This is a genomic window from Methylobacterium tardum, from assembly GCF_023546765.1.
Taxonomy (GTDB): domain Bacteria; phylum Pseudomonadota; class Alphaproteobacteria; order Rhizobiales; family Beijerinckiaceae; genus Methylobacterium; species Methylobacterium tardum.
The window spans coordinates 1759355-1782319 of the sequence record NZ_CP097484.1 but is presented as its reverse complement, the minus strand read 5'-3'; the positions used below and the strand labels follow the sequence as shown (position 1 = coordinate 1782319).

Sequence of the window (22965 nt, the reverse complement as noted above, 5' to 3'; positions counted from 1 at the left end):
AACGGTCCGCGGTGCCGCCATCGCCCCGGGGAGGGACTCCCGGTGATCCGCGCGCCTCGCGAGACGGTCTTAATCCCGCTGATCCGATGCTGCCGAGACCCTGTTGTGCGTGCCCGCACCAAGTAAATCAGAAGACAAGGATTAAATTTTACGCTTATCGACTGTGCCTATCCACACATAAGCTCTGCGCGATCACGATTATGTTCTGGCTATCGGTCGGGGGCAGGGTGTTCCCGACCAGAAGACGAACATGTGAGGAAGCGCCATGACGAAGACACGGCACCGTTTGGGCCTCGGCCTTGCTCTCCTGGCCGGCGCATGCGCGCTGCCCCTGGCCGCCCAGGCTGGCGAGGGCGGCGGCGGAAGCCGCCAGGCCGCGGGCGGCGGCCATATGAGTTCCTACATCAGCGATCCCCATCACGATCCGCGCTCGCTGCACTCGCAGCGCCTCGGCACCGGGCAGATCCTCGGCGCCCCGATGGTCCACGAGCGGGCCGGAGCCCTGGTCGCGCGCCGCCGCGTGGTCGATCCGCACTGGGCCTCCGGGTCCGCCGAGCGCCACCGAAGCCGCCGCTGAGATCCGCCGGCCGCCCGGATGGGGCTCCCGGTCTCCAGCCGGGCGGCCGGGCACGACGGCCCCTGACATCCGGACCGGCCGGCGGCGCGGCCGACCGCACGGGCTGCGCACCGCGCCTCTCTCCGACTTCGCGTTTCGTCCAGTGTCAGGGATTCCTTCATGAACAGCCTCATCCAGGGCATCGCGACCTTCCAGGGCAGCGTCTTCCCCGGCCAGCGCCAGATGTACCGGCAGCTCGTGCGGGACGGTCAGCACCCGAGCGCGCTGATCATCGCCTGCGCGGATTCCCGCGTCGCGCCCGAGCACATCACCCAGGCGGGTCCCGGTGAGCTGTTCGTCTGCCGCAACGCCGGCAACATCGTGCCCCCGGCCTCCGACGTGGTCGGCGGCGTCTCCTCGGCGATCGAGTACGCCGTCGTGGCGCTCGGCGTGCGCGACATCGTCGTCTGCGGCCATTCCGATTGCGGCGCCATGAAGGGCCTGATGAACCGGGACCTGCTCAAGCGGATGCCGAGCGTTGCGGCCTGGCTGCGCCACGCCGACGCCGCCGAGCGGATCGTCTGCGAGGCCTATCCCGAGGGAATGGACGCGAAGGACCGCCACCACGCCCTGGCCCTGGAGAACGTCGTGGTGCAGCTGGCCAACCTGCGCACCCATCCGAGCGTCGCGGCCGCCCTCGCCAAGGGCGCCCTGCGCCTGCACGGCTGGTTCTTCGAGATCGAGACCGGCGAACTCCTGGCCTATGACGGCGCGCGCGGCCGCTTCCGGCCGATCGCCGAGGCCGACATGCCGGTGGCCGAGACGTCACACGCCGGCAGCCGCCTGCGGGCCGCGTGAGCGGCGCGGCCTTCAAGAGCGGTTAATCCTGAATCTTTGCGCGCCCTTAACGCGGGGCCACCAGACTCGCCCCGTCGACCGGTCCGCCGCGCGGGCCTGGTTCGGCGGATCAATTTCGGCAGGAGCTTCGCCGATGCTCAGGTTCCTCGCGGCCCCGGCCGCCTGCCTGGCCCTGTGCGGCGCCGCCACCGCGCAGGACATGCCCGGACTTGCGACCTTGAGCCCGCCCGATCTGGCGCAGTCAACCCTCACGCCGGGCGTCGCGTCAGGTCCGGCGAGCCCGGAGGCCGGACGGGCGAGCGTCGCCAGCCTGACGCTGCGCGGCGGCGATCCGGGCCCGGCACGGATCGCCGATCTGAAGACCCCGCCCGGTCCGGCGAAGCCCTGGTGCGCCCAGGAACGCCGGGTCGGGACCGGAGCGGGCTTCTGCTTGGTCAATTGAGGCGGCCGTCCGGAAGGCTGAGGCTCGCGGCTCACGAGGCCGCGTAGACCGAGACCTCGCCGAAGGTCTCGTCCGGCCCCGGCGCGTAATCCAGGGACGCCGCGAGCAGAACCAGCACGGCTGCCGCGATCGCCACCGCGGCGAGCAGCCGCGTGAGGATTGCGGCATGCGCGCGGGCGGCATGAATCACCGCGCAGCCGAGCACGAAGGCGCAGGCCTGCGCGGCCGGGCTCACCAGGGCCGCCGTCACCGCCCGTCCCCGGAGCACCGATCCCGGTCGATCCTGCCGACGCCGTCCATGACCTGCCCTCCCCGCCCGCTGCGGCCGGCACGATGCAGGCTTTCCGGACGCGCTCGACCCCAATATGGGGGATGCCCCCGTCCGGCCGGCACAGCGTCACGCTTTCGTGACCGGCCCGCCGCAGCTCACGCCGGCGACGGACCCGGCCCCGCCAGCGCGTAGGTGGCCTCGCCGACACGGCGCAACGGGCCGCCGGGGCCCGTCCGCTTCCACAGGCGGGTGTTGAGCGCCGCGACCGGATCCCGGCCCGGCAGGGTGAAGCCCTGCGTCAGGAGGACCTCCAGGATCTCGGCGGCATGCAGCGGCCGGCCCGCTTGCGCGATCGCCCGACAGGCCGCCTGCACCACGGCCCGGCCGTAGCGGCGGGCCCCGGCGGCATCGTCCGTGAAGGCGACCGGCGGCGGGATTGCCCCGGGTGGCCCGTCATCTTCGGACTCGGTCCGGGCGTGAGCCTCGGGCCACGCCTGGGGCCGCGCCTCCGACAGAACGGCCGACGGGCGTTCGGAGCTCCGAACCGGCGGTGCAGCCCGCGGCCCGGGCACCGGGTCGTCCGCGGGATCGGATCGCCCGACCGCGGCCTGATCGGGGACCCGACCCGCGGCCGGACTTGGAGGCCGATTTGGGGCCGGCGCGGCCTCGCGCGGGTCGTCCGGGCGGGCAGGCCGGGGCGTCGGGTCGGGGATCATCCCGGCGGCACCCAGGCGGCGGCCGAGCTCCAGGTAGAGCACGAGATCGGCGATCTCCCGATCGAGCACCTCACGCTGGCGTCGCAGGGCGGCGAGCCGCGCCGTGATCTCGGATTCCGACAGACCCACGCCCTGTTCCCTCCCCGCGGTCGGAACGTCTAGCGTGTTCCGTTCTTACAGGGAATGTCCGACCGTGAAATTCCATTTGTTCCGTCAGCAGGGGATCTTATTCCCTGCGTGTATTCCGAACTTATGTTCCCTGACGCCGGATCCGTGTTCCCCTCCCCGCCGGGCGCGGCGGCACCAGCAGCGCTCCCGGATCGGCCGGATGGAGCGTCAGCCCGCCGTCGCCGAGCACCAGGGGCAGGCGCGGGAAGACCTCACGCAGGTGGGCGAGATCCGCCTTGAACGCCTGCCGGAAGCTGCGGATCGAGGCGTTCTCGGCTCCGAACTGCGCATGCAGGTTGGTCCAGGTCAGCCGCAGCGGGCGCTGCAGCGACCGCAGCCGGTAGCCGGTCCAGAACAGCAGGTCGAGCTTGCGCGCCGAGCCCGAGAAGGCCCGGGCTGCCCGCACGTCCACCGGCAGGGCGTGCCGGATCAGCGTCTCGTAGAATTCGGGGTCGAAGCGCACCGTGCGCCCGGCCTCGTCGTCGCCCTCCCCGGCCCGGGGGCGCCACAATTCCAGGCTGCGGAATGGCGGGACGTTGAGGGTAGTGGCGCTGTCGCGCCCGTCCCACAGGCCGATCTGCATGGAACAGGCGGCCAGCCGGTTCAGCTGCTCCTTGAACTGCCGGATGGTGCCGCGCTCGCCGCCGGTGACCGCGAAGCCCATCTCGCGCATGAAGCCCGACAGGGTCTCGGCGACCTTCACGGTGGGGCTGCGCTGGCGTACGGCCTCGGTGCAGAGGTGGAGCAGCACCAGCCGGGCTTTGGGCCCGTAGGGCAGCCCCTGCGGCGCGAAGGCGCCGGTCTCCGGATCCTTGATCCGGCCGGCGATCAGGCTGAGCGAGTTGCGCCCGTAGGTGCGGGTGAACTCGCGCACCGGCCCGGGATCGCGGTAGGGCAGGCCGCACAGGGCCAGCACCGAGTGGATGTGCTGAAGGCTCGACGGCAGCGCCGGCTCGCTCTCGATCACGAGGCGCACCGCGTCACGGCGGCGCTGGTCGCGCGAGAGCCCGGCGCGGCGGCTCTCCTCCTCACCGAGGAGCGCGGCCTGGGCGTCGCGCTCGCGCTGACGATGCAGCACATGCTCGACGATCTGCGCGAACAGGAAGCCGCCGCGCGCCGCCTCGATCTCCGCCCGCAAGTCCGGGTCGTGGATCCCGGCGATCTTCTCCTCGATGCTCATCGCCCCTCGGCCCGCGTCAGACGGGGTCCCCTCCGGCGAACGGGAGGGCGGCCCGATCCTGCCATGCCACGATTCGGCCTCCGGGATCCCGGCCCGGTCCGGCTTGTCCCGGCAATCCACGCTTCCCCAAGCAGGGTGTGCGGCCGGCACAGGAGGCCGCCTGCGCAGAGTTGCATACGGGCCGCCTCGCCCTGTTCGACCCGCGCAGAGTCCGATACGCCGGGATCCGCCCGTTCCGTCCCCGTTATCCACCGCGTCAAGCCGGAATCCGCGCCGAGTCCGATACGCGACCGCGCAGACTCCGATACGCCGACCCGCCGATCCCGCGCAGATTCCGATACGCCGCCACGCAGAGTTCGATGCACCATCGCGCAGAATGGGATACGGGAAACCCGATCAAGCCACTGAGATGGAACGCGAATTCGCCACACCATATAACCTGCTGAACTGACTCTCTGAAAGACTCTTCTAGATAACTTTCCTAGTGCGGACGGGCCTGTTCGTTCTGACGAACGAACGTCGGACGCGGCGGCGTGCACATGGTTGGAAGGGAATATCCAGGATTTTTCCACATTCCGGACCGCGTCGCGGGGCCGATCGGCAGGGCTGTCTCGGGCGGTGTCAGGCCGGTCCGTGCGGATCCGGCTTGACGCGGACCATGCCGCCCGGTTTGTCGGGACTTCCCGACAGGCCCGCCAGAGAAGGCCGTGCCGATGCCCCGCTTCCCGATCGCGCTTCGATGACCGACCGCCGCAACGACGGACGCCCGCCGCAGGGCCGCCCGCACCGGCCGGGCTCACGGCCCGGACACCGGCCCTTTTCGGCGGGTTCCCGGCGGGACGCCGGCGGCCGAGCCGGAAACCAAGCCGGCGCAGACGGATCCGCCGTGCTCTACGGCTGGCACCCGGTGGTGCAGGCTCTGGGCAACGCCGCGCGCGGGCTGCACCGCCTGCTGGCCACCGAGAATGCGGCGGCGCGGCTCGAGGCGGAGTTCGGTGGCGCCCTGCGGATCACCCCCGAACTGGTGCGGCCGAGCGAGATCGGCCGGCTGCTCGGGCCCGACGCGGTCCACCAGGGCCTGTATCTCGAGGCGGAGGCCCTGCCCGCCCCCGGCCTCGACGACCTGCCCGCCGACGCCCTGCTGCTGGCGCTCGACCAGATCACCGACCCGCACAATGTCGGGGCGATCGTGCGCACCGCCGCGGCCTTCGGGGTGGCGGGGATCGTCACCACGGCACGGCACGCACCGGGCGCCACCGGGGTCCTGGCGAAATCCGCCTCCGGCGGCCTTGAGCACGTGCCGTTCGTGACCGTCCGGAACCTCGCCGAGGCGCTGATCGCCTTGGGCGAGCGCGGCTTCACGCGGGTCGGTCTCGACTCCGACGCGCCCGAAAGCCTCGACGCGCTGACGGTCGCCCGGCCGCTGGTGATCGTGCTGGGTGCCGAGGGCAAGGGCCTGCGCGAGCGCACCCGGAGCTGCTGCGACGTCCTGGCCCGGATCCCGTTCTCGGGGGCGATCCGCAGCCTCAACGTCTCGAACGCGGCGGCCATCACCCTCTACGCCCTGGGCCGGATTCCGGCTTGAGGCGGCGTCCGGGACACAAGTCCGGGTCAGTGCCTGTCTGCCGCCCGGATACATCCGGAAACACGGAAGCGGCAGCGGAGCTGGTCGCTCTACCTAGTCAATATCTGCAACCTGCCGTAGAGTGACTGGCGAGGGGGGCGTAGCCTTGAGGGCGTGCGCCGGATGCTGGACGATACATTGACCTACGGGGGCTGGGCTTTGAGCCTGTTCGCCCTCTTGGTCTGGGTGTGGCTCGCCCGGCGGGCCTTCCCGAACTTCGACGCCTTCGTGAAGGGGTTCGACGACGAGCTGCATCTGGGTGCCAGCCCGGAGGAGCGCGCGCGCAGCGCCCGCTGGTATCAGGTCCGGCAGGCCGCCGTGGCCCTGACCGCCGTCGCCGCCCTGAGCCTGTCGATCGGCTTCGCAATTCCCGACTGATCGGACTGCTCCGGGACCCGCGCGCTCAGCCGCCGGGATGGATCTGCGCGACGATGGCGCCCCTCCGCGGCGACCCAATTCAGTCCCGCCTGGCGGTTCCTGCCCTCGCCCCTATCCCTGTTCCGGCGGCCGGGGGTGATGTACCGGGTCGCCACGAGCGCCCCGGGACGGTCCGGGGCGCGGAGGACGAGAGCCCGCCGTGCCACCCACCGTCGACATCCCGGCCGCCCGCCCTCAGGAGGACGCGCGGCCGCGCGTCTCCGATATCGCCGCCCGTCTGGAGCGGCTGCCCATGTCGGGCTACCAGCGCAGGATCTTCGCGATCATCGCCTCCGCGTGGCTCGCCGACCAGATCGACGTGGCGCTCCTGACCTTCCTGCTCGGCTCGATCGTGGTGGCGTTCGGCCTGACCCCCACGGAGGCCGGCCAGCTCGCCGCCATGACCTTCGCGGGCCAGCTCGTGGGCAACATCCTGGCCGGCACCGCCTCCGACCGGTTCGGCCGCAAGGCGGTGTTCCAGGTGACCATGGTGGTCTGGGGACTGGCGAGCCTCGCGGCGGCGGCGGCCTGGAGCCTGCCCGTGCTGATGGCCTGCCGCTTCCTGATCGGCGCCGGGGTCGGCGGCGAGGCGCCGGTGGCCCAGGCCATGGTCTCGGAGATCGTCCCCGCCTCCGTGCGCGGCAAGTACATCGCGATCATGGAGGGGTTCTGGGCGGTGGGCTACGTCCTGTCGGGGGCGATCAGCTTCTTCGTGCTGCCCTATCTCGGCTGGCGCTGGGCCTTCGTGGTGGTGGGGCTGCTGTCGCTGGTGATGCTGGCGGTCCGCCGGTCCATGCCGGAATCGCCCCGCTGGCTCGCCGAGGCCGGACGCGGAGCGGAGGCGGAGGCCGTGATGGCCACGATGGAGCGGGCCGTGGAACGCGCCACCGGCCGGCCCCTGCCCCCGGTCCCCGCCACGATGGCCGTGGCCGCGGTGAGGCCCGCCCCGCGGCTCGGCGCCGTCGCGACCCTGTTCGCGCCCGAATACCGGCTGCGCACCGTGATGGCGTTCGGCCTGTGGTTCTTCGCGCTGATCGGCTTCTTCGGGCTCAATTCCTGGATCGCCGTGCTGCTCAAGGAGCGCGGCTTCTCGATCGTCGGCTCGGTGGGCTTCGTCACCCTGATCACGCTCGGCGGCATCCCGGGCTTCGCGGCGGCGGCGCTGCTGCTCGAGCGGGCCGGCCGCAAGCCCACCACCGCCCTGTTCCTGGTCTGCGCGGCGGCGTCGGCCTACCTCTACGGCAATGCCGGCGGGGACGCGGTGCTGACCGTCGCGGGGGTCGCGGTGACGTGGCTGTTCGTCGCCGGCTTCGTCATGCAGTTCTTCATGTTCGGCATGTGGAGTTGCCTCTACGCCTACACGCCGGAACTGTATCCGACCCGGGCCAGGGCCACGGGTGCCGGATTCGCCTCGGCCTTCGGGCGGATCGGCGCGATCCTGGGGCCGATGATCGTGCCGGTGCTGGTGCGTGACCACGGCCCGGCCACCGCCTTCCAGGTCGGCGCGGGTGGCTTCCTAATCGCCGCCCTGCTGGTCCTGATCCTCGGTGTCGAGACCCGCGGCAAGGTGCTGGAGGCCGTCTCGCACTGATGGTGGCCGGCTTCACGCGGTCGGGCCGAGCGGCTCCAAGGTCTTGACCGAACAAGACCGGTTTCGAGAGGTCCGGGACAGGGCGAAGCCCTGCCCGTCGGGGCTCCGCCCCGACACCCCGCCAAAGGGCCCGCCGGCCCTTTGGAAACCCGGGACTTTTTAAAACCCCGGACTTGGCCGTACACACCCGACGATCCCCCAGCCTCATCGGAGAGTCGCAAAAAATGCCCGTCGTGGACATGCGCAGCCGGCCGACCTTCCTGCACCGGTTCTTCGGCGCCGAGCCCGACACGCCGGAATTCGGCGTCGCCCGCTGGCTGAACGCCCGGGTCGGCAGCCGGGAGGTGGAGCACTTCACCCGCGGCACGACGATCGCGGGCTTCCGCGCCGAGATGGACGGCGCCGGCATCGATGTCGCCGTCATGGTCGCCCGCTCGGTGCCGGGCGTGCGGATCACGAACGACGCGCTGGCGGAGGCCGCCCGGCATGACCCGAAGCGCCTGATCGGCATCGCCTCGGTGGATCCGGTGAAGCTCGGCCGCAAGGCCGCGGTCGCGGAGGCGCGGCGCGCCGTGACCGAGCTCGGCTTCAAGGGCATCAACCTCGATGCCGGCTTCTACCGCGAGGCCATGACGGCCGACGACGAGCGCCTGATGCCGCTCTACGAACTGTGCCAGGATCTCAAGGTCCCGGCCTTCGTGATGTCGGGGCCGACGACGCCGGACCTGCGCCTCAACGACCCGCTCGCGGTCGACCGGGTCGCCCGGACCTTTCCGAAGCTGCCGATCGTGTGCTGCCACGGGTTCTACCCGCGCGTCGCCGACATGGTGACGGTGGCGTTCCGCAACGAGAACGTCTTCGTCTCGCCGGACATGTACACGTTCGCGCCGGGCGGCGGCCTCTACGTCGAGGCGGCGAACGGATTCATGAGGGACCAGTTCCTGTTCGGCTCCTCGTTCCCGTTCCGCCCGATGGGCCAGGGCGTCGCGGATTTCCGCGGCCTCGGCCTGTCCGAGGAGGCCCTGGACGCCGCCCTCTGGCGCAACGCCGACCGGCTCCTCGGGCTCGGCCTCGCCGCGTAGGGACAGTCCGGTTTCGAAAGGCCGAGACCTTTCGCGGGCGCGGCCCGGATGTCGGGGCGCCCCCGACACCCCGCCGAAGGGCCGAGCCCTCCGAAAATCCCGTCCTCAGGCCGCCCGGACCTGGGCCAGGAAATCCTCCACCGCGCCGCGCAGGTCGCCCGCCTGCCGGGAGAGGTCGCCGGCCGCCTGGAGCACCTGGGCCGAGCCCTGGCTCGCCGTTCCGGCCGCCGCGCCGACGCCCGCCATGTGCTTCGAGACCCCGCCGGTGTCCTGCGAGGTCTGTGCGGTGGTCCGGGCGATCTCCGCGGTCGCGGCGCCCTGCTGCTCGACCATGGCGGCGATCTCGGCGCCGATCCGCGCCAGGGTGCGGATCACCTCGGTGATGCCGCCGATGGACCGGACCGAGGCCTCCGTCGATCCGGTGATCTCCGCGACCTTGGCGGCGATCTCCTCGGTGGCCTGAGCCGTCTGCTCGGCGAGGTGCTTCACCTCGGCAGCCACCACCGCGAAGCCGCGGCCAGCCTCGCCCGCGCGCGCCGCCTCGATGGTGGCGTTGAGCGCCAGAAGGTTCGTCTGGCCGGCGATCTGCGAGATCATCGCGACGATCTCCCCGATGCTGCCGGCGGCCTGGGCGAGGCGGTGCACCTCCCCGGCCATTCCGTCCGCATCCCGGGTCGCCGCGGCGGCGAGGTCGGCCGAGGCCCCGACCTGCACGCCGATCTCCCGCACCGAGGCGGTGAGCTCCTCGGTGGCTGCCGCCACCGTGTCGGCCGAGCGCGCGGCGGAATCCGCGGATTCTGCGACTGTGCGGCTGAGATCGGTCGTGTCCTGCGCGGCCCGGGCCATGCCGTGCGCGGCGGCCTCCAGCCGTCCGGCCGCCGCCGAGACCGCCGCCACGATGCCGCCGACCTGGCGCTCGAAGCTGTCGGCGAGGCCGCGGGCAGCCACCTGCTGGGCGGCGCGGGTCTCGGCGGCGAGCCGCTCCTGCGCGGCCCGGGCCGCCCGGCGCTCGGCGACGCTGTCGCGGAAGGCGAGCGCGGCGGCGGCGATCGCCCGGACTTCGCGCGGGCCGCCGGACGGGATCGCCAGATCCTCCGTTCCCGCGTCGCGGCCGATCGCGGTCAGCACCCGCGCCATCCGGGTCAGCGGCCGGGCTATCGCGGTGCCGAGCCAGGCCGCGAGGCCGGCCGAGAGCGCGAACAGGACGAGCCCTCCGGCGATCCAGAGGGTCAGCATCCGGTCGGCCCGCGCGCGCACCGCGCCCGCGGCCGCCACGAGGTCGGCGGTCAGCCGGTCCTCCACGCCCTTCAGGGCGTCGATCCGCTGCGTGGCGAGGCGGAACCAGGCGGGCGCGTCGCGGAAGGCCAGTGGCGTCCCCGGCATCGTTGCCTGCGCGCCCTCGCGCAGGCGCGCCACCTCCCGAGCCGGCTCGGTCGCCTCGGCGGCGTCGAGCAGGGCCGCCTGTCCGGCCTCGGCCCCGGCCCGGAACAGGGCGGCATGGGTCGCCTGCTCGGCCGAGAGCGTGACGAGCCGGCGCGCGGCCGCGAGGTCCAGGCTGCCGGACGCGAAGGCGGCCGAGACGGCGGCCCGCTCCTGACCCGCGGCCTCCTTGAGCGCCAGGAAGGCCGCGTAGGCGTTCGCCCGGGCGGCGAGGCCGGCCTCGCCGATCACCCCGCCCATCGCCCGCACCAGGCCGAGCCCCTCGCCGATCAGGCCGGTGTAGAAGGCGGCCGCCTGCGGCGCGCTCGGGCCGAGGGCATCGATGGCCCGGCGCTGCGCCGCGAGCCCGGCCAGCGCCGTGGTGAACCCCCTGGCGCGGGCCGCGAAGACCGGGCCGAAGCCGGTCGCGCCCGCCATGGCCTCGGGCAGGCCGGCCAGCGCCGTGTCGGTGCGCCCGCGCTGGGTCCCCAGTTCCGGCCCGAACTGCGCGCCCTTCGCGCTCAGGAACAGGCTGGAGGCGCCGCGCTCGCGCTGGGCCTCGTGCACGAAGGCGCTGATCCGCGAGGCGAGGCCGACCAGGCTCTCGACCCGGTCCATCTCGGCCCGCCGCGCCCACTGGTCCGACACCGCGAGGCCCGCCGCCCCCGCGAAGGCGAGGCACGGGGCGAGCGCCACCGCCAGGATGCGGGCGCGGAGCGAGGCGAGGATCGGCATCGGTGGATCTGGAAGTGTCCGAAAGGAGACGATCCACCATCCGGCCAAGTCTTAAAGAACCCGTTATAGGTTTGCCGCCGTCGCCGGCTCGATCTGCCCAATCAAGCGGCGTCGTGGACGGTCGCTGCCTGATCGGCGTGCAGGTCACCCCAGGTCTTCAGGGCGCGGATGACCGGTTCCAGGGAGCGCCCGCGCGCCGTCAGGCTGTATTCGACCTTGGGCGGGACTTGAGCGTAGACCGTCCGGGTGATCAGGCCGTCCGCCTCCATTTCGCGCAGCTGGTTCGTGAGCATGCGCTGGGTCACGCTGGTCAGCCGCCGGCGGATCTCGTTGAACCGCAGAGTCCCTTCCAGCAGGTGATAGAGGATCACGCCCTTCCACTTGCCGTCGATGAACCGGAGGGTCGCCTCGACGGCGCAGCCGGGGCTGCAGGCGCCGGTGTGATGGCGGGTGCGCGGCATGGCGATGTCTCCGACGGTATCGTTTTCGGTACTATTGGCGTTTTATGTGCGTACTTGCGGTCCGTGAAGGCGGGCGGCATCTCCTGCGGCGACAGCTCGAGGAGATCACGATGCGCGCCGTCGGCTACCGCAAGTCCCTGCCGATCACCGATCCCGAAGCCCTGGTCGATTGCGACCTGCCGCAGCCCGAGCCCGGCCCGCGCGACCTGCTGGTGAAGGTCGAGGCGGTCTCGGTGAACCCGGTCGACACCAAGGTCCGGCGTCGGGCCGCGCCGGAGGAGGGCGGCGTCAAGGTGCTGGGCTGGGACGCGGCCGGCACCGTCGTGGCCGCCGGCGCGGAGGTCGCGGGCTTCGCCGCGGGCGACGCCGTGTACTACGCGGGCGATCTCACCCGGCCGGGGACGAACGCCGCGTACCATTGCGTCGATGCCCGCATCGTCGGGCACAAGCCCGCGAGCCTCGACTGGGCGCAGGCCGCCGCCCTGCCGCTCACCGCAATCACCGCCTGGGAGACCCTGTTCGACCGTCTCGACGCAGGAAAGCCCGTGCCCGGGGCCGCCCCGGCGATCCTGATCGTCGGCGGCGCGGGCGGCGTCGGCTCGGTGGCGATCCAGCTCGCCCGGGCGCTCACCGACCTCACCGTGATCGCCACCGCGTCGCGGCCCGAGACGGCGCAATGGTGCCGGGACCTCGGCGCCCACCACGTGGTCGACCATTCCAGGCCCCTGGCGGCGGAGGTGGCGGCCCTGGGGCTCGGCGCGCCGGGTCTGGTCTTCTCCACGACCAACACCGACGCCCATCTCGCCGCGATCGTGGATCTCATCGCCCCGCAGGGCCGCCTCGCCCTGATCGACGATCCGGAGCGCCTCGATGTCGGGCTCCTCAAGCGCAAGAGCCTGTCGCTGCACTGGGAGTTCATGTTCACGCGCTCGATGTTCGCCACCGCCGACATCGCCGCCCAGGGCGCGCTCCTCGACGAGGTCGCCCGCCTCGTTGATTCGGGGCGGCTGCGCACCACCCTGGGAGAGCATTACGGCCGGATCGACGCCGCGAACCTGCGGCGGGCCCACGCGCTGATCGAGAGCGGGCGGGCCAAGGGCAAGATCGTGCTCGAGGGCTTTGCGGATTGAGGGGGACGCGATGGCGGAGTCGGCGGGGACCGGGATCTTCGACGTGGCGGCGCTGGCGGCGGCGCTGCCCGACAGCGCCCAGACCCTCCTGGTCGATACCTACCTGACCGACCGGGAGGCCGCGAGCGCCCGGGTGTTCCGGGTCTACCGGCCGACCCCGCCGCACTACCACGCCACCTGCGACGAGTACCTCTACTGCCTCTCAGGCCGGGGCACCTTCTGGATGCGCGATCCCGCTTCGGTGACCGCGTTCGGCCCCGGCCAGCTCCTGTTCTTCGAGAAGGGTACGGTCCACGCGATGCCGGAGATCGCGCCCGGGGCGCCGGTGGTGTTCCTGTCGATCGACACGCCCCGGCGGGCGCCCACCGACATCGTCTTCGTGAACCCGGAGGACGGCAGCCCCGCCACCTTCATGGCGCGCAACGCCGAGGCGTGAGCCTCACACCCGCAGGGACCGCCCGGCCGCCGCCACGCCGAGGAGCAGGGCCGCCACGATCAGGAGCACAGCGGACAGGCCGAGCGCCTGCGCGGCGAAGCCGATCAGCGCCGGACCCGCCAGCACCCCGGCATAGCCCAGCGTCGTCACCGCCGGCACGGCCACGCGCGCCGGCATCGCCCTCTGGCGGCCGGCGGCCGTGAACAGGACCGGGACGATATTGGCGCAGCCCGCCCCGACCAGGGCGTAGCCGGCCAGTGCCGCCTCCCAGGCCGGCACCAGGACCGAGAGCGCGAGACCCGCGGCCGCCAGCAGGCCGCCGAGGACCACCACGCACCGCCGGCCGAGCCGGGCCACCACCCGGTCGCCGCCGAGTCGCCCGGCCGTCATGGTCACCGAGAAGGCCGCGTAGCCCAGCGCCGCCCAGGCCGGGTCGAGACCGCGCTGCTGGATCAGGAACACCGCGCTCCAGTCGAGGGCCGAGCCCTCGGTCAGGAACACCACGAAGCACAGCAGGCCCAGCACCAGCACCGGGCCGCGGGGCAGCGCGAAGGCGGGCCCGCCGCTTCCCCCTGCCCCGCTGGCCGGCAGGATGCCCGGCCAGGCGGCCGCGAACAGGGCCACGATGCCGGCCACCAGGATCAGCACGCTCCAGCCGGCGCCGAGGCCGGTGCCCAGCAGGACGCTGGCCAGCAGCGCCCCCAGGATGCAGCCGAGGCTGTAGAGGCCGTGGAAGCCCGACATCATCGGGCGCCCGGCGGCGCGCTCCACCGCGACGGCCTGCAGATTCATGACGCAGTCCACCGCCCCCATCCCGGCCCCGAACAGCAGCAGCGCCCCGGTGAGCGGCACGAGCCCGGAGCCCACGGCCAGCACCGGCAGGGCGAGGCCGATCGCGAGCGTGCCGGCGAGCAGGACCGGCCGGAAGCCGAGCCGCGCGGCCGCCACCCCGGCGCTCGGCATGGTCAGGATCGAGCCGATGCCGAAGGTGAGGAGCAGCAGCCCGAGCCCGGCCGCGTCGAGGTCGGCGCGGTCCTTCACCAGCGGCACCAGCGGCGCCCAGGTGGCGTTGGCGAGGCCGACGATCAGGAACAGCAGCCGGGTGGACAGCCTCTGCTGGGCTGCGGCCCGGTCGTCGGCTCCAGGGATGGCGACCGGAGCGGTCAGGTCGAGCGCTGGCATCGATACCGGTCGGGATGTGGATCTGAGGGCGGGATTCGGCGACGTGGATCTCAGCTTCCGCGGTGCAACACCGAAGGTGGGCCAAGGTTTGGCGAAGATAGGGCCGCCGGACTCTGATGGCGGCCGTTGGCTGCGCCGCGTCCGCGCGAGCGCAGCGAGTTGGCCCAGGGTAGCGCGCGACTGGTCAGCGTGGCGCTCTCCGGATCGCTTCGCTGCGCTCGCTGAGACGGGTGTTCGTTCACCGAGTGGTTGCCGCCGTACGCGTTTCGTTCTAGCAAGGGCGGCGCATGACGGGCCTGCGTCCCGCCGGCCGCATCTTGCCGTGAGCCTCCTCGGGCTCGACATGAGGCCGTTGCGGCGGCTGGCCCGCGCGCGAATCCGATCTGACCGCGTCGACGCCTCGAAAGACCGCCGCCCTCATGGCCAAAGCCCAAGCTGGAAGTCGTGCCGCAAGCCGCGCCGACGCCGCCAAAGCCGCTCCCAAGTCGCCCGTCAAGGCGGTCCCGCCCAAGGCAGCTCCGGCCAAGACAGCTTCGGCCAAGGTAGCCCCTGTGAAGGGAGTTCCGGTCAAGGCAGCCCAGCCCAAGCCGGTCCGCGCGAAGGGCGAGGTGTCCGCCGCCCGGACCGAGGCTGCCGTCGACGCCAAGCTGGCCGCCCTGTTCGATGCCGCGCCGGCTCCTGCCGAGGACCGGCGGGTTATCGCGATCCGCGGCGCCCGCGAGCACAATCTCAAGAACGTCGACCTGACCATCCCCCGGGACAAGCTCGTGGTGTTCACCGGGCTGTCGGGCTCGGGCAAGTCGTCGCTGGCCTTCGACACGATCTACGCCGAGGGGCAGAGGCGCTACGTCGAGTCGCTCTCGGCCTATGCCCGCCAGTTCCTGGAGATGATGTCCAAGCCCGACGTCGACCAGATCGACGGGCTGTCGCCGGCGATCTCCATCGAGCAGAAGACCACCTCCAAGAATCCTCGCTCCACCGTGGGGACGGTCACCGAGATCTACGACTACATGCGCCTGCTCTGGGCGCGGGTCGGCATCCCCTACTCGCCGGCCACCGGCCTGCCGATCGAGAGCCAGACCGTCCAGCAGATGGTCGACCGGGTGCTGGAGCTGCCGGAGAAGACCCGGCTCTACCTGCTGGCGCCCGTGGTCCGCGGCCGCAAGGGCGAGTACCGCAAGGAAATCGCCGAGTTCCAGAAGAAGGGTTTTCAGCGGCTGCGGGTGAACGGCGAATATTACGCCATCGACGACGTGCCGAAGCTCGACAAGAAGTTCAAGCACGACATCGACGTGGTGGTCGACCGCATCGTGGTCCGCGCCGATATCGGCTCGCGGCTGGCCGATTCCTTCGAGACCGCGCTGGAGCTCGCCGACGGCATCGCCGAGATCGTGTTCGCCGACGCCCCCGAGGGCGAGGCGCCCCGGACCGTCACCTTCTCGTCGCGCTTCGCCTGCCCGGTCTCGGGCTTCACCATCGCGGAAATCGAGCCGCGGCTGTTCTCGTTCAACAACCCGTTCGGCGCCTGCCCGACCTGCAGCGGCATCGGCCACGAGATGCGGATCGACCCCGAGCTGGTGATCTCCGATCCGGCCCTCAGCCTGAAGCGCGGCGCGGTCGGCCCCTGGGCGAAGTCGACCTCGCCGTATTACGGCCAGACGCTCGACGCGCTGGCCGAGCATTTCGGCTTCAAGACGAGCGTGCCCTGGCAGAGCCTGTCGGAGACGGCCCGCGCCATCGTGCTGTACGGATCGAGCAGCCAGGCGATCCGCTTCGCCTACGACGACGGGTTGCGCAAGTACACGGTCACCAAGCCGTTCGAGGGCGTGATCCCGAACCTGGAGCGCCGCTACAAGGAGAGCGATTCCGACGCCGTCCGGGAGGAGATCGGCCGCTTCATGAGCGAGACGCCCTGCGCCGCCTGCGGCGGCAAGCGGCTGAAGCCCGAGGCTCTGGCCGTGAAGGTCGCCATGGCGGACATCGCCGACGTGACGGCTCTGTCCGTCTCGGAGGCCCATCGCTGGTTCTCCGAGCTGCCGGGGAAGCTGACCACGAAGCAGAACGAGATCGCGGTCCGAATTCTCAAAGAGATCCGCGACCGACTGACCTTCCTGGTGGATGTCGGCCTGGAATACCTGACGCTCGCCCGCGGCTCCGGGTCGCTCTCGGGCGGCGAGAGCCAGCGCATCCGGCTCGCCTCGCAGATCGGCTCCGGGCTGACCGGCGTGCTCTACGTGCTGGACGAGCCCTCGATCGGCCTGCACCAGCGCGACAACGAGCGATTGCTCGGCACGCTGAAGCGCCTGCGCGACCTCGGCAACTCGGTGATCGTGGTCGAGCACGACGAGGACGCGATCCTGCAGGCCGATTACGTGGTCGATGTCGGCCCGGGCGCCGGCATCCACGGCGGCGAGATCATTGCGCAGGGCACTCCGGCCGAGGTGCTGGCGAATCCCGCCTCACTCACCGCGAAATACCTCACCGGCGCGATGGCGGTACGCACGCCGACCGCCCGGCGGAAGGGCCGGAAGGGCAAGCTCGGGCTGTTCGGCGCGCGGGGCAACAACCTGAAGGACGTGGATGTCGAGATCCCGCTCGGCACCTTCACCTGCATCACCGGCGTCTCGGGCGGCGGCAAGTCCACCCTGGTGATCGACACCCTCTACAAGGCCGTCGCAAAAAAGCTGAACGGCGCCCTGGAGCACCCGGCGCCCTACGGGCGGCTGGAGGGGCTGGAGCATCTCGACAAGGTCATCGACATCGACCAGTCGCCGATCGGGCGCACGCCGCGCTCGAACCCCGCCACCTATATCGGCGCCTTCACGCCGATCCGCGACTGGTTCGCGGGCCTGCCGGAGGCCAAGGCGCGCGGCTACCAGCCCGGCCGCTTCTCGTTCAACGTCAAGGGCGGGCGCTGCGAGGCCTGCTCGGGCGACGGCGTCATCAAGATCGAGATGCACTTCCTGCCGGACGTCTACGTCACCTGCGACGTCTGCAAGGGCAAGCGCTACGACCGCGAGACCCTGGAGGTGAAGTACCGGGGCAAGTCGATCGCCGACGTGCTCGACTCCACCGTCGAGGAGGCGGCCGAGCTGTTCAAGGCTGTGCCGGCGATCCGCGACAAGCTCGAGACCCTGAAGCGGGTCGGCCTGCACTACGTCCATGTCGGCCAGCAGGCCACGACCCTGTCGGGGGGCGAGGCGCAGCGGGTGAAGCTGTCCAAGGAGCTGTCGAAGCGCGCCACCGGCCGCACCCTCTACATCCTCGACGAGCCGACCACCGGCCTGCACTTCCACGACGTCGCCAAGCTCATGGAGGTGCTCCACGAGCTGGTCGACCAGGGCAACACGGTGGTGGTGATCGAGCACAACCTCGAAGTGATCAAGACCGCCGACTGGGTGATCGACATGGGTCCCGAGGGCGGCGACGGCGGCGGCCGGGTGGTGGCCCAGGGCACGCCGGAGCAGATCGCCCGCTCGACCGCGAGCCATACCGGCCGGTTCCTGCGCGAGGTGCTGGAAAGGCGCCCTGCCCCGCAGGCCACGCCCCGCGCTGCCCGCCGCAGCGCCGCCGAATAGGCCCGGGCGTCCACGTCCCCCGAGAAGCCCGTAGCGACGCGGCAAATTCTGCCCGGTCCAGGCCGCCAAGGCCGGCCGGGCGCCCGCGGCCGAACCTGATTCGGGCTGTCGGATACCGGTCCGGGTCCCACACGGCCCATTTCGGCTGGCCGTTCCGGTCCCGGCGCCCGGTCGCCCCGACGGCGTCCCGCCCGCGCCGGATTTGCCGGATTCTCCCGTGACCCGGGGGGACAACAGCTTGACCATTCAACGATATTTTGCCGAACCGACGATTGTGGGCCGGGCCTGTGGACAGTGTTGCATCGCCGCAAAAATGCGGCTTTTGCGCAACGGTTCGGCCGGTTTTGCCGTTTCGGCGAGCATTCCACTGTCTTTCCGCAGGTCTCTGTAGAATAGTCGCAGACGTTGAGACGGGCAGGCTCCGTGGGGGCGCTCGGCAGGTCCGAAGCCGGCAGCCGCGATAGGCGAGCAGACCGGCAGGGAAATGCCGAATGCGGGACGGATGCCTTGAGACCTTGGGAAGGAATGAGAAAATGATGAAGAACTGGCTCGCGGCCGGCACGGTCGCGCTCACGGTCGGCATGGCCTCGACGATCGCGCAGGCGCAGACCACGACGGTTCCGGGCGAGCAGGTCGGTCTCGCCGTCGGCGCGCCGCTGCCGGAAGGCATCTACGCCATCAACACGTTCACCTACCGCCGCACCGACGGCCGGAACGATCCCGACACGGCCGTCAACATCCCGGTCCTCGTGTGGTCGACCCCGTTCGTGCCGTTCGGCGGCCGCGTCGAGCTGCTCGTGGCGCCCCCGACCGTGTTCGCCTTCACCCGCAACCCGGCGGGCGTGCGCAACAAGGACATCTCGATCAACGTCGGCACCTTCGTCGGCGGTATCTGGGCGTTCGACCTCGGCAACAACTTCGGCGTCAGCTTGCTCGGCGGCGCGTACCTGAACGACCTGAACGGCGACCGCGGCTCGATCATCACCGCGAACGGCACGACCGCCACGCCGGTCCTGCCGCAGCTCTCCTCCAACACCTACCGCTTCGGCGTCGCCGGCAGCTACACCGGTGACGGCTGGAACATCACCGCCAACCTGACCGCCAACATCTACGACTCGCCCGGCCGTTTCCCCGGCCAAGTCGGCGCTGCTATCGGCCCGATCCGCCTCTCGGACGCCCTGAACTTCGACCTCACCGCAACCAAGAAGTTCGGCAACTTCGAGATCGGTCCGATCGCCTACGGCACCTACAACTTCGACATCAGCCAAGCCAGCGCGGCGGCCGGCAACCGCGGCCGCTTCGCCATCGGCGGCCTGATCGGCTACGACTTCAAGGTCTTCACCGTCCAGGCTTACGTCGCCCGCGACGTCGTGACCGGCGCGCAGATCGCCGCGACGCCGTTCAGCCGCGCTCGCAGCGACTACTCCACCGACGGCTGGATCCGGTTCATCGTGCCGCTCTACTCGCCGGCCCCGGCCGCGTCGCCGGTCCCGGCTGCGCTCGTCCGCAAGTACTGAGGCTCTGGTCTCCCGCCGCAATCCGGCGGGAGATCCGGTCCCTCCGAACACGCCGTCCCTCCGGACGGCGCACCGCCCGGCTCCGGCCGGGCGGTTTTCGTTCGTGCCCATGCGGCGAATGGCGTGCCGGTGCCGGTCCGTGGGTGTCACGGGCCGCGCGAACATCCTATCTTGTGCCCTTTCGCGCGGTCGGTGCCAGCCAGGACAGGGCCAGCCAGGACGCGGATGGACGAGCCGAAGGACGATCATGGCGACGCAGGGCGAGTGGAAGATCCCCGCGCAGGCCCAGCCCAGGCCTGCCGATTACGGCTACGACCTCGACCGGGCCCTGTCGGCGGTGCTGGCCCTCTCGGCGCGGATCCCGGAGGGTGCCTTCACGGCCGAGACCCTCGGCACCGAGCGGGCCGGCAACGGCGTGGTGATCCGTGAGGACGGGCTGGTGCTCACCATCGGCTACCTCGTCACCGAGGCCGAGAGCGTCTGGCTCACCACCCGGGACGGCCGCTCGGTGCCGGGCCACGTGCTCGGCTTCGATGCCGCCACCGGGTTCGGCCTCGTCCAGGCGCTGGGCGATCTCGGGGTCCCGGCCCTGTCGCTCGGTCGTTCGGCCGGGCTGAAGACCGGCGACCGGGCCGTGCTGGCCGGCGCGGGCGGACGCCAGCGCTGCGTCGCCGTCGAGGTCGTCGCCCGGCAGGAATTCGCCGGCTACTGGGAATACGTGCTGGACGAGGCTCTGTTCACCGCCCCCGCGCACCCGCATTGGGGTGGCACCGCGCTGATCGGCCCGGAGGGCGACCTGCTCGGGATCGGCTCCCTGCAATTGCAGCAGGGCGGCGCCAGCGGCGCGCGCCCGATCAACATGGTGGTGCCGATCGACCTGCTGCCGCCGATCCTCGACGACCTCGCCACGCGCGGGCGCGCGAACCGTCCGCCCCGGCCCTGGCTCGGCCTCTACGCCACCGAGAGCGAGGAGGGCATCGTCGTGATGGGCCTCGCCGATGGCGGACCGGCCGAGACCGGCGGCCTCCAGGCCGGCGACGTGATCGAGGCGGTGGCGGGCGAGCCGGTGGCGGACCTCGCCGCCCTGTTCCGCAGCGTCTGGGCGCTCGGCGAGGCGGGGGTGCGGGTGCCGCTCACCGTCCGGCGCGAGGGGCGGGGCGTGAAGCTCGCCCTGGTCTCCGGGGACCGGGAACGGTTCCTGCGCACCCCGTCCCTGCACTGAGGCCGCCATCGCCGCGCCGCAACCTCCGCGGTGCGGACGGCGTTGCCGGGATGCCGCCGCGAGCCTGTACCGGACACAACTTCTGGCTCAGCGTCGGTTCAGGTGGCGGGGCCGAATCTTCATCGACCGGCTGCCGATCCGCCGGACGTAATGAGGAGATCGAGTCATGACGATTCTGAGCGCGCCGCGCGCGAAGGCGCTCGTGATGGCCGCCGCGATCGCCGGCGGCCTGGGGCTCGCGGGCACCGCCGAGGCGGCGGGCGGCTGCGGCCCCGGCTTTCATCCCAATCCCTGGGGCATCTGCCGTCCGAACTGGGGGCCCCGCCCCTACGGCTACTGGCGCCGGCCGGTCTATTATGGCGGCTACGTCCGGCCGCGCCCGTTCTACCGACCCTACGGCTTCTACGGACCGCGCCCGTTCTACTGAGACCCGGAAGCGGTCGATCGGCGTATCGGGGGGCGTTCCGCCGCGAGGCGGGACGCCCTTCGCGCGTCCGGGACCGCGTTTCTACATGCGCCCAAAGAATGACCATCCGGAATGGTTGGCGGTTTCTTAAGCCGGTTATGCAATTCCCGCAGGGCTGATGCTTGACCTTTCGACTCCTGTTGCGCTGCGGTCGGCCTATATGTGCATTGCACCAACAAGAGGCAGCGATGCGCAATGAGGCGCCATCGTCTGCCCGAGCAGAGGTCACAGCACACCATGTCCGCCGCCCGTAGCGTCCTGAGCCGCGTCCGCGCTTATCTCCGGTACCGCGACACCATCACCCAGCTCTCCCGCCTGTCGGATCGCGACCTCGCCGATCTCGGCATCAACCGCAGCGAGATCCGCGGCATCGCCCGCGTCTGATCCCAGCCATCGCGAGAGCCGTCCGAAGGACCGCCGCCCGTTGATCCGGACGGCGGTCCTTCGCTATTCTCAGACATGACACAGACCATCCACATCGTCGGCGGCGGTCTCGCCGGATCCGAGGCGGCCTGGCAGGTGGCGGAGGCCGGCCACCGCGCCGTCCTCCACGAGATGCGCCCGGTGCGCGGCACCGAGGCCCATCAGACCGACGGGCTGGCCGAACTCGTCTGCTCGAACTCGTTCCGGTCGGACGATCCGGAGGGCAACGCCGTCGGGCTGCTCCATCAGGAGATGCGCAGCTTGAGTTCGCTGATCATGCGGGCGGCCGATGCCAACCAAGTGCCGGCGGGCGGGGCGCTGGCGGTCGACCGCGAAGGCTTCTCCGCCGCGGTGACCCGCGCCCTGGAACAGCATCCCAACGTCACCCTCGTCCGCGGGGAGGTCGAGGGCCTGCCGCCGGAGGAATGGGGGCCCTGCATCGTCGCCACCGGCCCGCTGACCGCCCCGGCGCTGGCCGAGGGCATCCGTGCGCTCACCGGGGCCGAATCCCTCGCCTTCTTCGACGCCATCGCGCCGATCGTCCACCGCGACTCGATCGACATGGACGTGGCGTGGTTCCAGTCCCGCTACGACAAGCCGGGTCCCGGCGGCACGGGGGCCGACTACCTGAATTGCCCGATGGACCGCGCGCAGTACGAGGCCTTCGTGGACGCCCTGGTGACGGGCGAGAAGATCGGGTTCAAGCAGTGGGAGGGCACGCCCTATTTCGACGGCTGCCTGCCCATCGAGGTCATGGCCGAGCGCGGCCCCGAGACCCTGCGGCACGGCCCGATGAAGCCCGTCGGCCTCACCAATCCGCGCGATCCGCTGGTCAAGCCCTGCGCGATCGTGCAGCTGCGCCAGGACAACGCGCTCGGCACCCTCTACAACATGGTCGGCTTCCAGACGAAGCTGACCTATGCCGAGCAGGTGCGGATCTTCCGCACGATTCCCGGCCTGGAGCGGGCCGAGTTCGCCCGCCTCGGCGGCCTGCACCGCAACACCTATCTCGACAGCCCGCGCCTGCTCGATGCCACGCTCCGGCTGAAGGCGCGCCCCGCCCTGCGCTTTGCCGGCCAGATCACCGGCTGCGAGGGTTATGTCGAGAGCGCCGCGGTGGGGCTGATGGCCGGCCGCTTCGCGGTGGCCGAGGCCGCCGGCCACCCGCTCGCGCCCCTGCCCCAGACGACCGCCCTGGGGGCGCTGATCGCCCACATCACCGGTGGCCACGTGGCGGCGGACGGTGAGGCCAACGCCCCGCGCTCGTTCCAGCCGATGAACGTGAATTTCGGCCTGTTCCCGCCCCTGGAGCGGGCGCCCCGCAACGAGACCGGCCGACGCCTCCGCGGGCCGGAGAAGGCCGCCCTGAAGAAGCGGGCGCTGACCGACCGGGCTCGGGCCGACCTCGCCGCCTGGATGGGCGGTGCGCAGGGTGCGGCGTCGAGACCTGCAGCGGCGGAATAGCCCGCCGCACGGGGCTTGCACGGCCGG

General features: G+C 71.6%; 21 protein-coding genes. 15 read left to right on the top strand and 6 right to left on the bottom strand.

The window, feature by feature from the left end:
* Positions 1-265: 265 nt before the first annotated feature.
* The 3 genes from M6G65_RS08340 to M6G65_RS08330 all read left to right on the top strand — a co-directional run bounded on the left by M6G65_RS08340 (position 266) and on the right by M6G65_RS08330 (position 1856).
* The gene (locus M6G65_RS08340) at positions 266-577 is read left to right on the top strand and encodes a hypothetical protein (protein WP_238198980.1); all 312 of its coding nucleotides are present in this window, start codon (positions 266-268) and stop codon (positions 575-577) included.
* A gap of 159 nt (positions 578-736) precedes the next feature.
* Positions 737-1414: a carbonic anhydrase gene (locus M6G65_RS08335; protein WP_238198979.1), complete on the top strand. Its 678-nt coding sequence runs from the start codon at positions 737-739 to the stop codon at positions 1412-1414.
* A 133-nt stretch (positions 1415-1547) separates the two neighbouring features.
* Positions 1548-1856: a hypothetical protein gene (locus M6G65_RS08330; RefSeq protein ID WP_238198978.1), complete on the top strand. Its 309-nt coding sequence runs from the start codon at positions 1548-1550 to the stop codon at positions 1854-1856.
* A gap of 31 nt (positions 1857-1887) precedes the next feature.
* On the opposite strand, the gene M6G65_RS08325 is transcribed toward M6G65_RS08330, so the two are convergent.
* From M6G65_RS08325 to M6G65_RS08315, 3 genes are all read right to left on the bottom strand, one after another.
* Complete coding sequence (locus M6G65_RS08325) at positions 1888-2124, bottom strand: hypothetical protein (RefSeq protein ID WP_250103814.1); 237 nt, start codon at positions 2122-2124, stop codon at positions 1888-1890.
* Positions 2125-2282: 158 nt separating this feature from the next.
* Positions 2283-2972 carry a winged helix-turn-helix domain-containing protein gene (locus tag M6G65_RS08320; RefSeq protein ID WP_238198976.1) on the bottom strand — a complete coding sequence of 230 codons (690 nt, stop codon included), beginning with the start codon at positions 2970-2972 and terminating at the stop codon, positions 2283-2285.
* A 121-nt stretch (positions 2973-3093) separates the two neighbouring features.
* Complete coding sequence (locus M6G65_RS08315) at positions 3094-4191, bottom strand: replication protein RepA (RefSeq protein WP_250103813.1); 1098 nt, start codon at positions 4189-4191, stop codon at positions 3094-3096.
* A gap of 739 nt (positions 4192-4930) precedes the next feature.
* On the opposite strand from M6G65_RS08315, the gene M6G65_RS08310 reads away from it, so the two are divergent.
* The 4 genes from M6G65_RS08310 (at position 4931) to M6G65_RS08295 (ending at position 8905) form a co-directional block, all read left to right on the top strand.
* Positions 4931-5776, top strand: a complete 846-nt coding sequence (locus M6G65_RS08310) for a TrmH family RNA methyltransferase (RefSeq protein ID WP_238198972.1) — start codon at positions 4931-4933, stop codon at positions 5774-5776.
* A gap of 162 nt (positions 5777-5938) precedes the next feature.
* Positions 5939-6193 (top strand): hypothetical protein, encoded by a 255-nt coding sequence (locus M6G65_RS08305; RefSeq protein WP_238198970.1) that lies wholly within the window; start codon positions 5939-5941, stop codon positions 6191-6193.
* Positions 6194-6392: 199 nt separating this feature from the next.
* Positions 6393-7823, top strand: a complete 1431-nt coding sequence (locus tag M6G65_RS08300; RefSeq protein WP_250103812.1) for an MFS transporter — start codon at positions 6393-6395, stop codon at positions 7821-7823.
* Positions 7824-8047: 224 nt separating this feature from the next.
* The gene (locus tag M6G65_RS08295; RefSeq protein ID WP_238198966.1) at positions 8048-8905 is read left to right on the top strand and encodes an amidohydrolase family protein; all 858 of its coding nucleotides are present in this window, start codon (positions 8048-8050) and stop codon (positions 8903-8905) included.
* 105 nt (positions 8906-9010) lie between these two features.
* Here M6G65_RS08295 and M6G65_RS08290 read toward each other — a convergent pair whose 3' ends face one another.
* Both M6G65_RS08290 and M6G65_RS08285 read right to left on the bottom strand, forming a co-directional pair.
* Positions 9011-11059, bottom strand: coding sequence for a methyl-accepting chemotaxis protein (locus M6G65_RS08290; protein WP_250103811.1), 2049 nt, complete (start codon positions 11057-11059; stop codon positions 9011-9013).
* 101 nt (positions 11060-11160) lie between these two features.
* Positions 11161-11520, bottom strand: a complete 360-nt coding sequence (locus tag M6G65_RS08285) for a winged helix-turn-helix transcriptional regulator (protein ID WP_238198964.1) — start codon at positions 11518-11520, stop codon at positions 11161-11163.
* A 110-nt stretch (positions 11521-11630) separates the two neighbouring features.
* Here M6G65_RS08285 and M6G65_RS08280 point away from each other — a divergent pair, with 110 nt between their 5' ends.
* Positions 11631-12650, top strand: a complete 1020-nt coding sequence (locus M6G65_RS08280; RefSeq protein ID WP_238198963.1) for a zinc-binding alcohol dehydrogenase family protein — start codon at positions 11631-11633, stop codon at positions 12648-12650.
* A 10-nt stretch (positions 12651-12660) separates the two neighbouring features.
* Positions 12661-13086, top strand: a complete 426-nt coding sequence (locus M6G65_RS08275; RefSeq protein WP_238198962.1) for a cupin domain-containing protein — start codon at positions 12661-12663, stop codon at positions 13084-13086.
* Positions 13087-13089: 3 nt separating this feature from the next.
* Here M6G65_RS08275 and M6G65_RS08270 read toward each other — a convergent pair whose 3' ends face one another.
* Complete coding sequence (locus tag M6G65_RS08270) at positions 13090-14268, bottom strand: MFS transporter (protein ID WP_238198961.1); 1179 nt, start codon at positions 14266-14268, stop codon at positions 13090-13092.
* A gap of 419 nt (positions 14269-14687) precedes the next feature.
* Between M6G65_RS08270 and uvrA the strand changes: the two genes are divergently transcribed.
* The 6 genes from uvrA (at position 14688) to trmFO (ending at position 22938) form a co-directional block, all read left to right on the top strand.
* Positions 14688-17846, top strand: a complete 3159-nt coding sequence (gene uvrA, locus M6G65_RS08265; protein ID WP_238198960.1) for an excinuclease ABC subunit UvrA — start codon at positions 14688-14690, stop codon at positions 17844-17846.
* 533 nt (positions 17847-18379) lie between these two features.
* Complete coding sequence (locus M6G65_RS08260; RefSeq protein WP_238198959.1) at positions 18380-19363, top strand: transporter; 984 nt, start codon at positions 18380-18382, stop codon at positions 19361-19363.
* 247 nt (positions 19364-19610) lie between these two features.
* The gene (locus M6G65_RS08255) at positions 19611-20585 is read left to right on the top strand and encodes a S1C family serine protease (RefSeq protein ID WP_238198958.1); all 975 of its coding nucleotides are present in this window, start codon (positions 19611-19613) and stop codon (positions 20583-20585) included.
* Between the two features lie 166 nt (positions 20586-20751).
* Positions 20752-21012, top strand: a complete 261-nt coding sequence (locus tag M6G65_RS08250; protein ID WP_238198957.1) for a GCG_CRPN prefix-to-repeats domain-containing protein — start codon at positions 20752-20754, stop codon at positions 21010-21012.
* 276 nt (positions 21013-21288) lie between these two features.
* Positions 21289-21435 (top strand): DUF1127 domain-containing protein, encoded by a 147-nt coding sequence (locus tag M6G65_RS08245; protein WP_192711280.1) that lies wholly within the window; start codon positions 21289-21291, stop codon positions 21433-21435.
* Positions 21436-21510: 75 nt separating this feature from the next.
* Entirely contained in the window at positions 21511-22938 is a 1428-nt protein-coding gene (gene trmFO / locus M6G65_RS08240; protein ID WP_238198956.1) for a methylenetetrahydrofolate--tRNA-(uracil(54)-C(5))-methyltransferase (FADH(2)-oxidizing) TrmFO, read from the top strand.
* Positions 22939-22965: the final 27 nt, after the last annotated feature.

What these genes read in the sequence shown, in the direction of transcription:
- M6G65_RS08340 (WP_238198980.1), top strand. Translation starts at nt 266, where the DNA reads ATGACGAAGACACGGCACCGTTTGGGCCTCGGCCTTGCTCTCCTGGCC.
- M6G65_RS08335 (WP_238198979.1), top strand. Translation starts at nt 737, where the DNA reads ATGAACAGCCTCATCCAGGGCATCGCGACCTTCCAGGGCAGCGTCTTC.
- M6G65_RS08330 (WP_238198978.1), top strand. Translation starts at nt 1,548, where the DNA reads ATGCTCAGGTTCCTCGCGGCCCCGGCCGCCTGCCTGGCCCTGTGCGGC.
- M6G65_RS08315 (WP_250103813.1), bottom strand. Translation starts at nt 4,191, where the DNA reads ATGAGCATCGAGGAGAAGATCGCCGGGATCCACGACCCGGACTTGCGG.
- M6G65_RS08310 (WP_238198972.1), top strand. Translation starts at nt 4,931, where the DNA reads ATGACCGACCGCCGCAACGACGGACGCCCGCCGCAGGGCCGCCCGCAC.
- M6G65_RS08305 (WP_238198970.1), top strand. Translation starts at nt 5,939, where the DNA reads ATGCTGGACGATACATTGACCTACGGGGGCTGGGCTTTGAGCCTGTTC.
- M6G65_RS08295 (WP_238198966.1), top strand. Translation starts at nt 8,048, where the DNA reads ATGCCCGTCGTGGACATGCGCAGCCGGCCGACCTTCCTGCACCGGTTC.
- M6G65_RS08290 (WP_250103811.1), bottom strand. Translation starts at nt 11,059, where the DNA reads ATGCCGATCCTCGCCTCGCTCCGCGCCCGCATCCTGGCGGTGGCGCTC.
- M6G65_RS08285 (WP_238198964.1), bottom strand. Translation starts at nt 11,520, where the DNA reads ATGCCGCGCACCCGCCATCACACCGGCGCCTGCAGCCCCGGCTGCGCC.
- M6G65_RS08280 (WP_238198963.1), top strand. Translation starts at nt 11,631, where the DNA reads ATGCGCGCCGTCGGCTACCGCAAGTCCCTGCCGATCACCGATCCCGAA.
- M6G65_RS08275 (WP_238198962.1), top strand. Translation starts at nt 12,661, where the DNA reads ATGGCGGAGTCGGCGGGGACCGGGATCTTCGACGTGGCGGCGCTGGCG.
- M6G65_RS08270 (WP_238198961.1), bottom strand. Translation starts at nt 14,268, where the DNA reads ATGCCAGCGCTCGACCTGACCGCTCCGGTCGCCATCCCTGGAGCCGAC.
- uvrA (WP_238198960.1), top strand. Translation starts at nt 14,688, where the DNA reads ATGGCCAAAGCCCAAGCTGGAAGTCGTGCCGCAAGCCGCGCCGACGCC.
- M6G65_RS08260 (WP_238198959.1), top strand. Translation starts at nt 18,380, where the DNA reads ATGATGAAGAACTGGCTCGCGGCCGGCACGGTCGCGCTCACGGTCGGC.
- M6G65_RS08255 (WP_238198958.1), top strand. Translation starts at nt 19,611, where the DNA reads ATGGCGACGCAGGGCGAGTGGAAGATCCCCGCGCAGGCCCAGCCCAGG.
- M6G65_RS08250 (WP_238198957.1), top strand. Translation starts at nt 20,752, where the DNA reads ATGACGATTCTGAGCGCGCCGCGCGCGAAGGCGCTCGTGATGGCCGCC.
- M6G65_RS08245 (WP_192711280.1), top strand. Translation starts at nt 21,289, where the DNA reads ATGTCCGCCGCCCGTAGCGTCCTGAGCCGCGTCCGCGCTTATCTCCGG.
- trmFO (WP_238198956.1), top strand. Translation starts at nt 21,511, where the DNA reads ATGACACAGACCATCCACATCGTCGGCGGCGGTCTCGCCGGATCCGAG.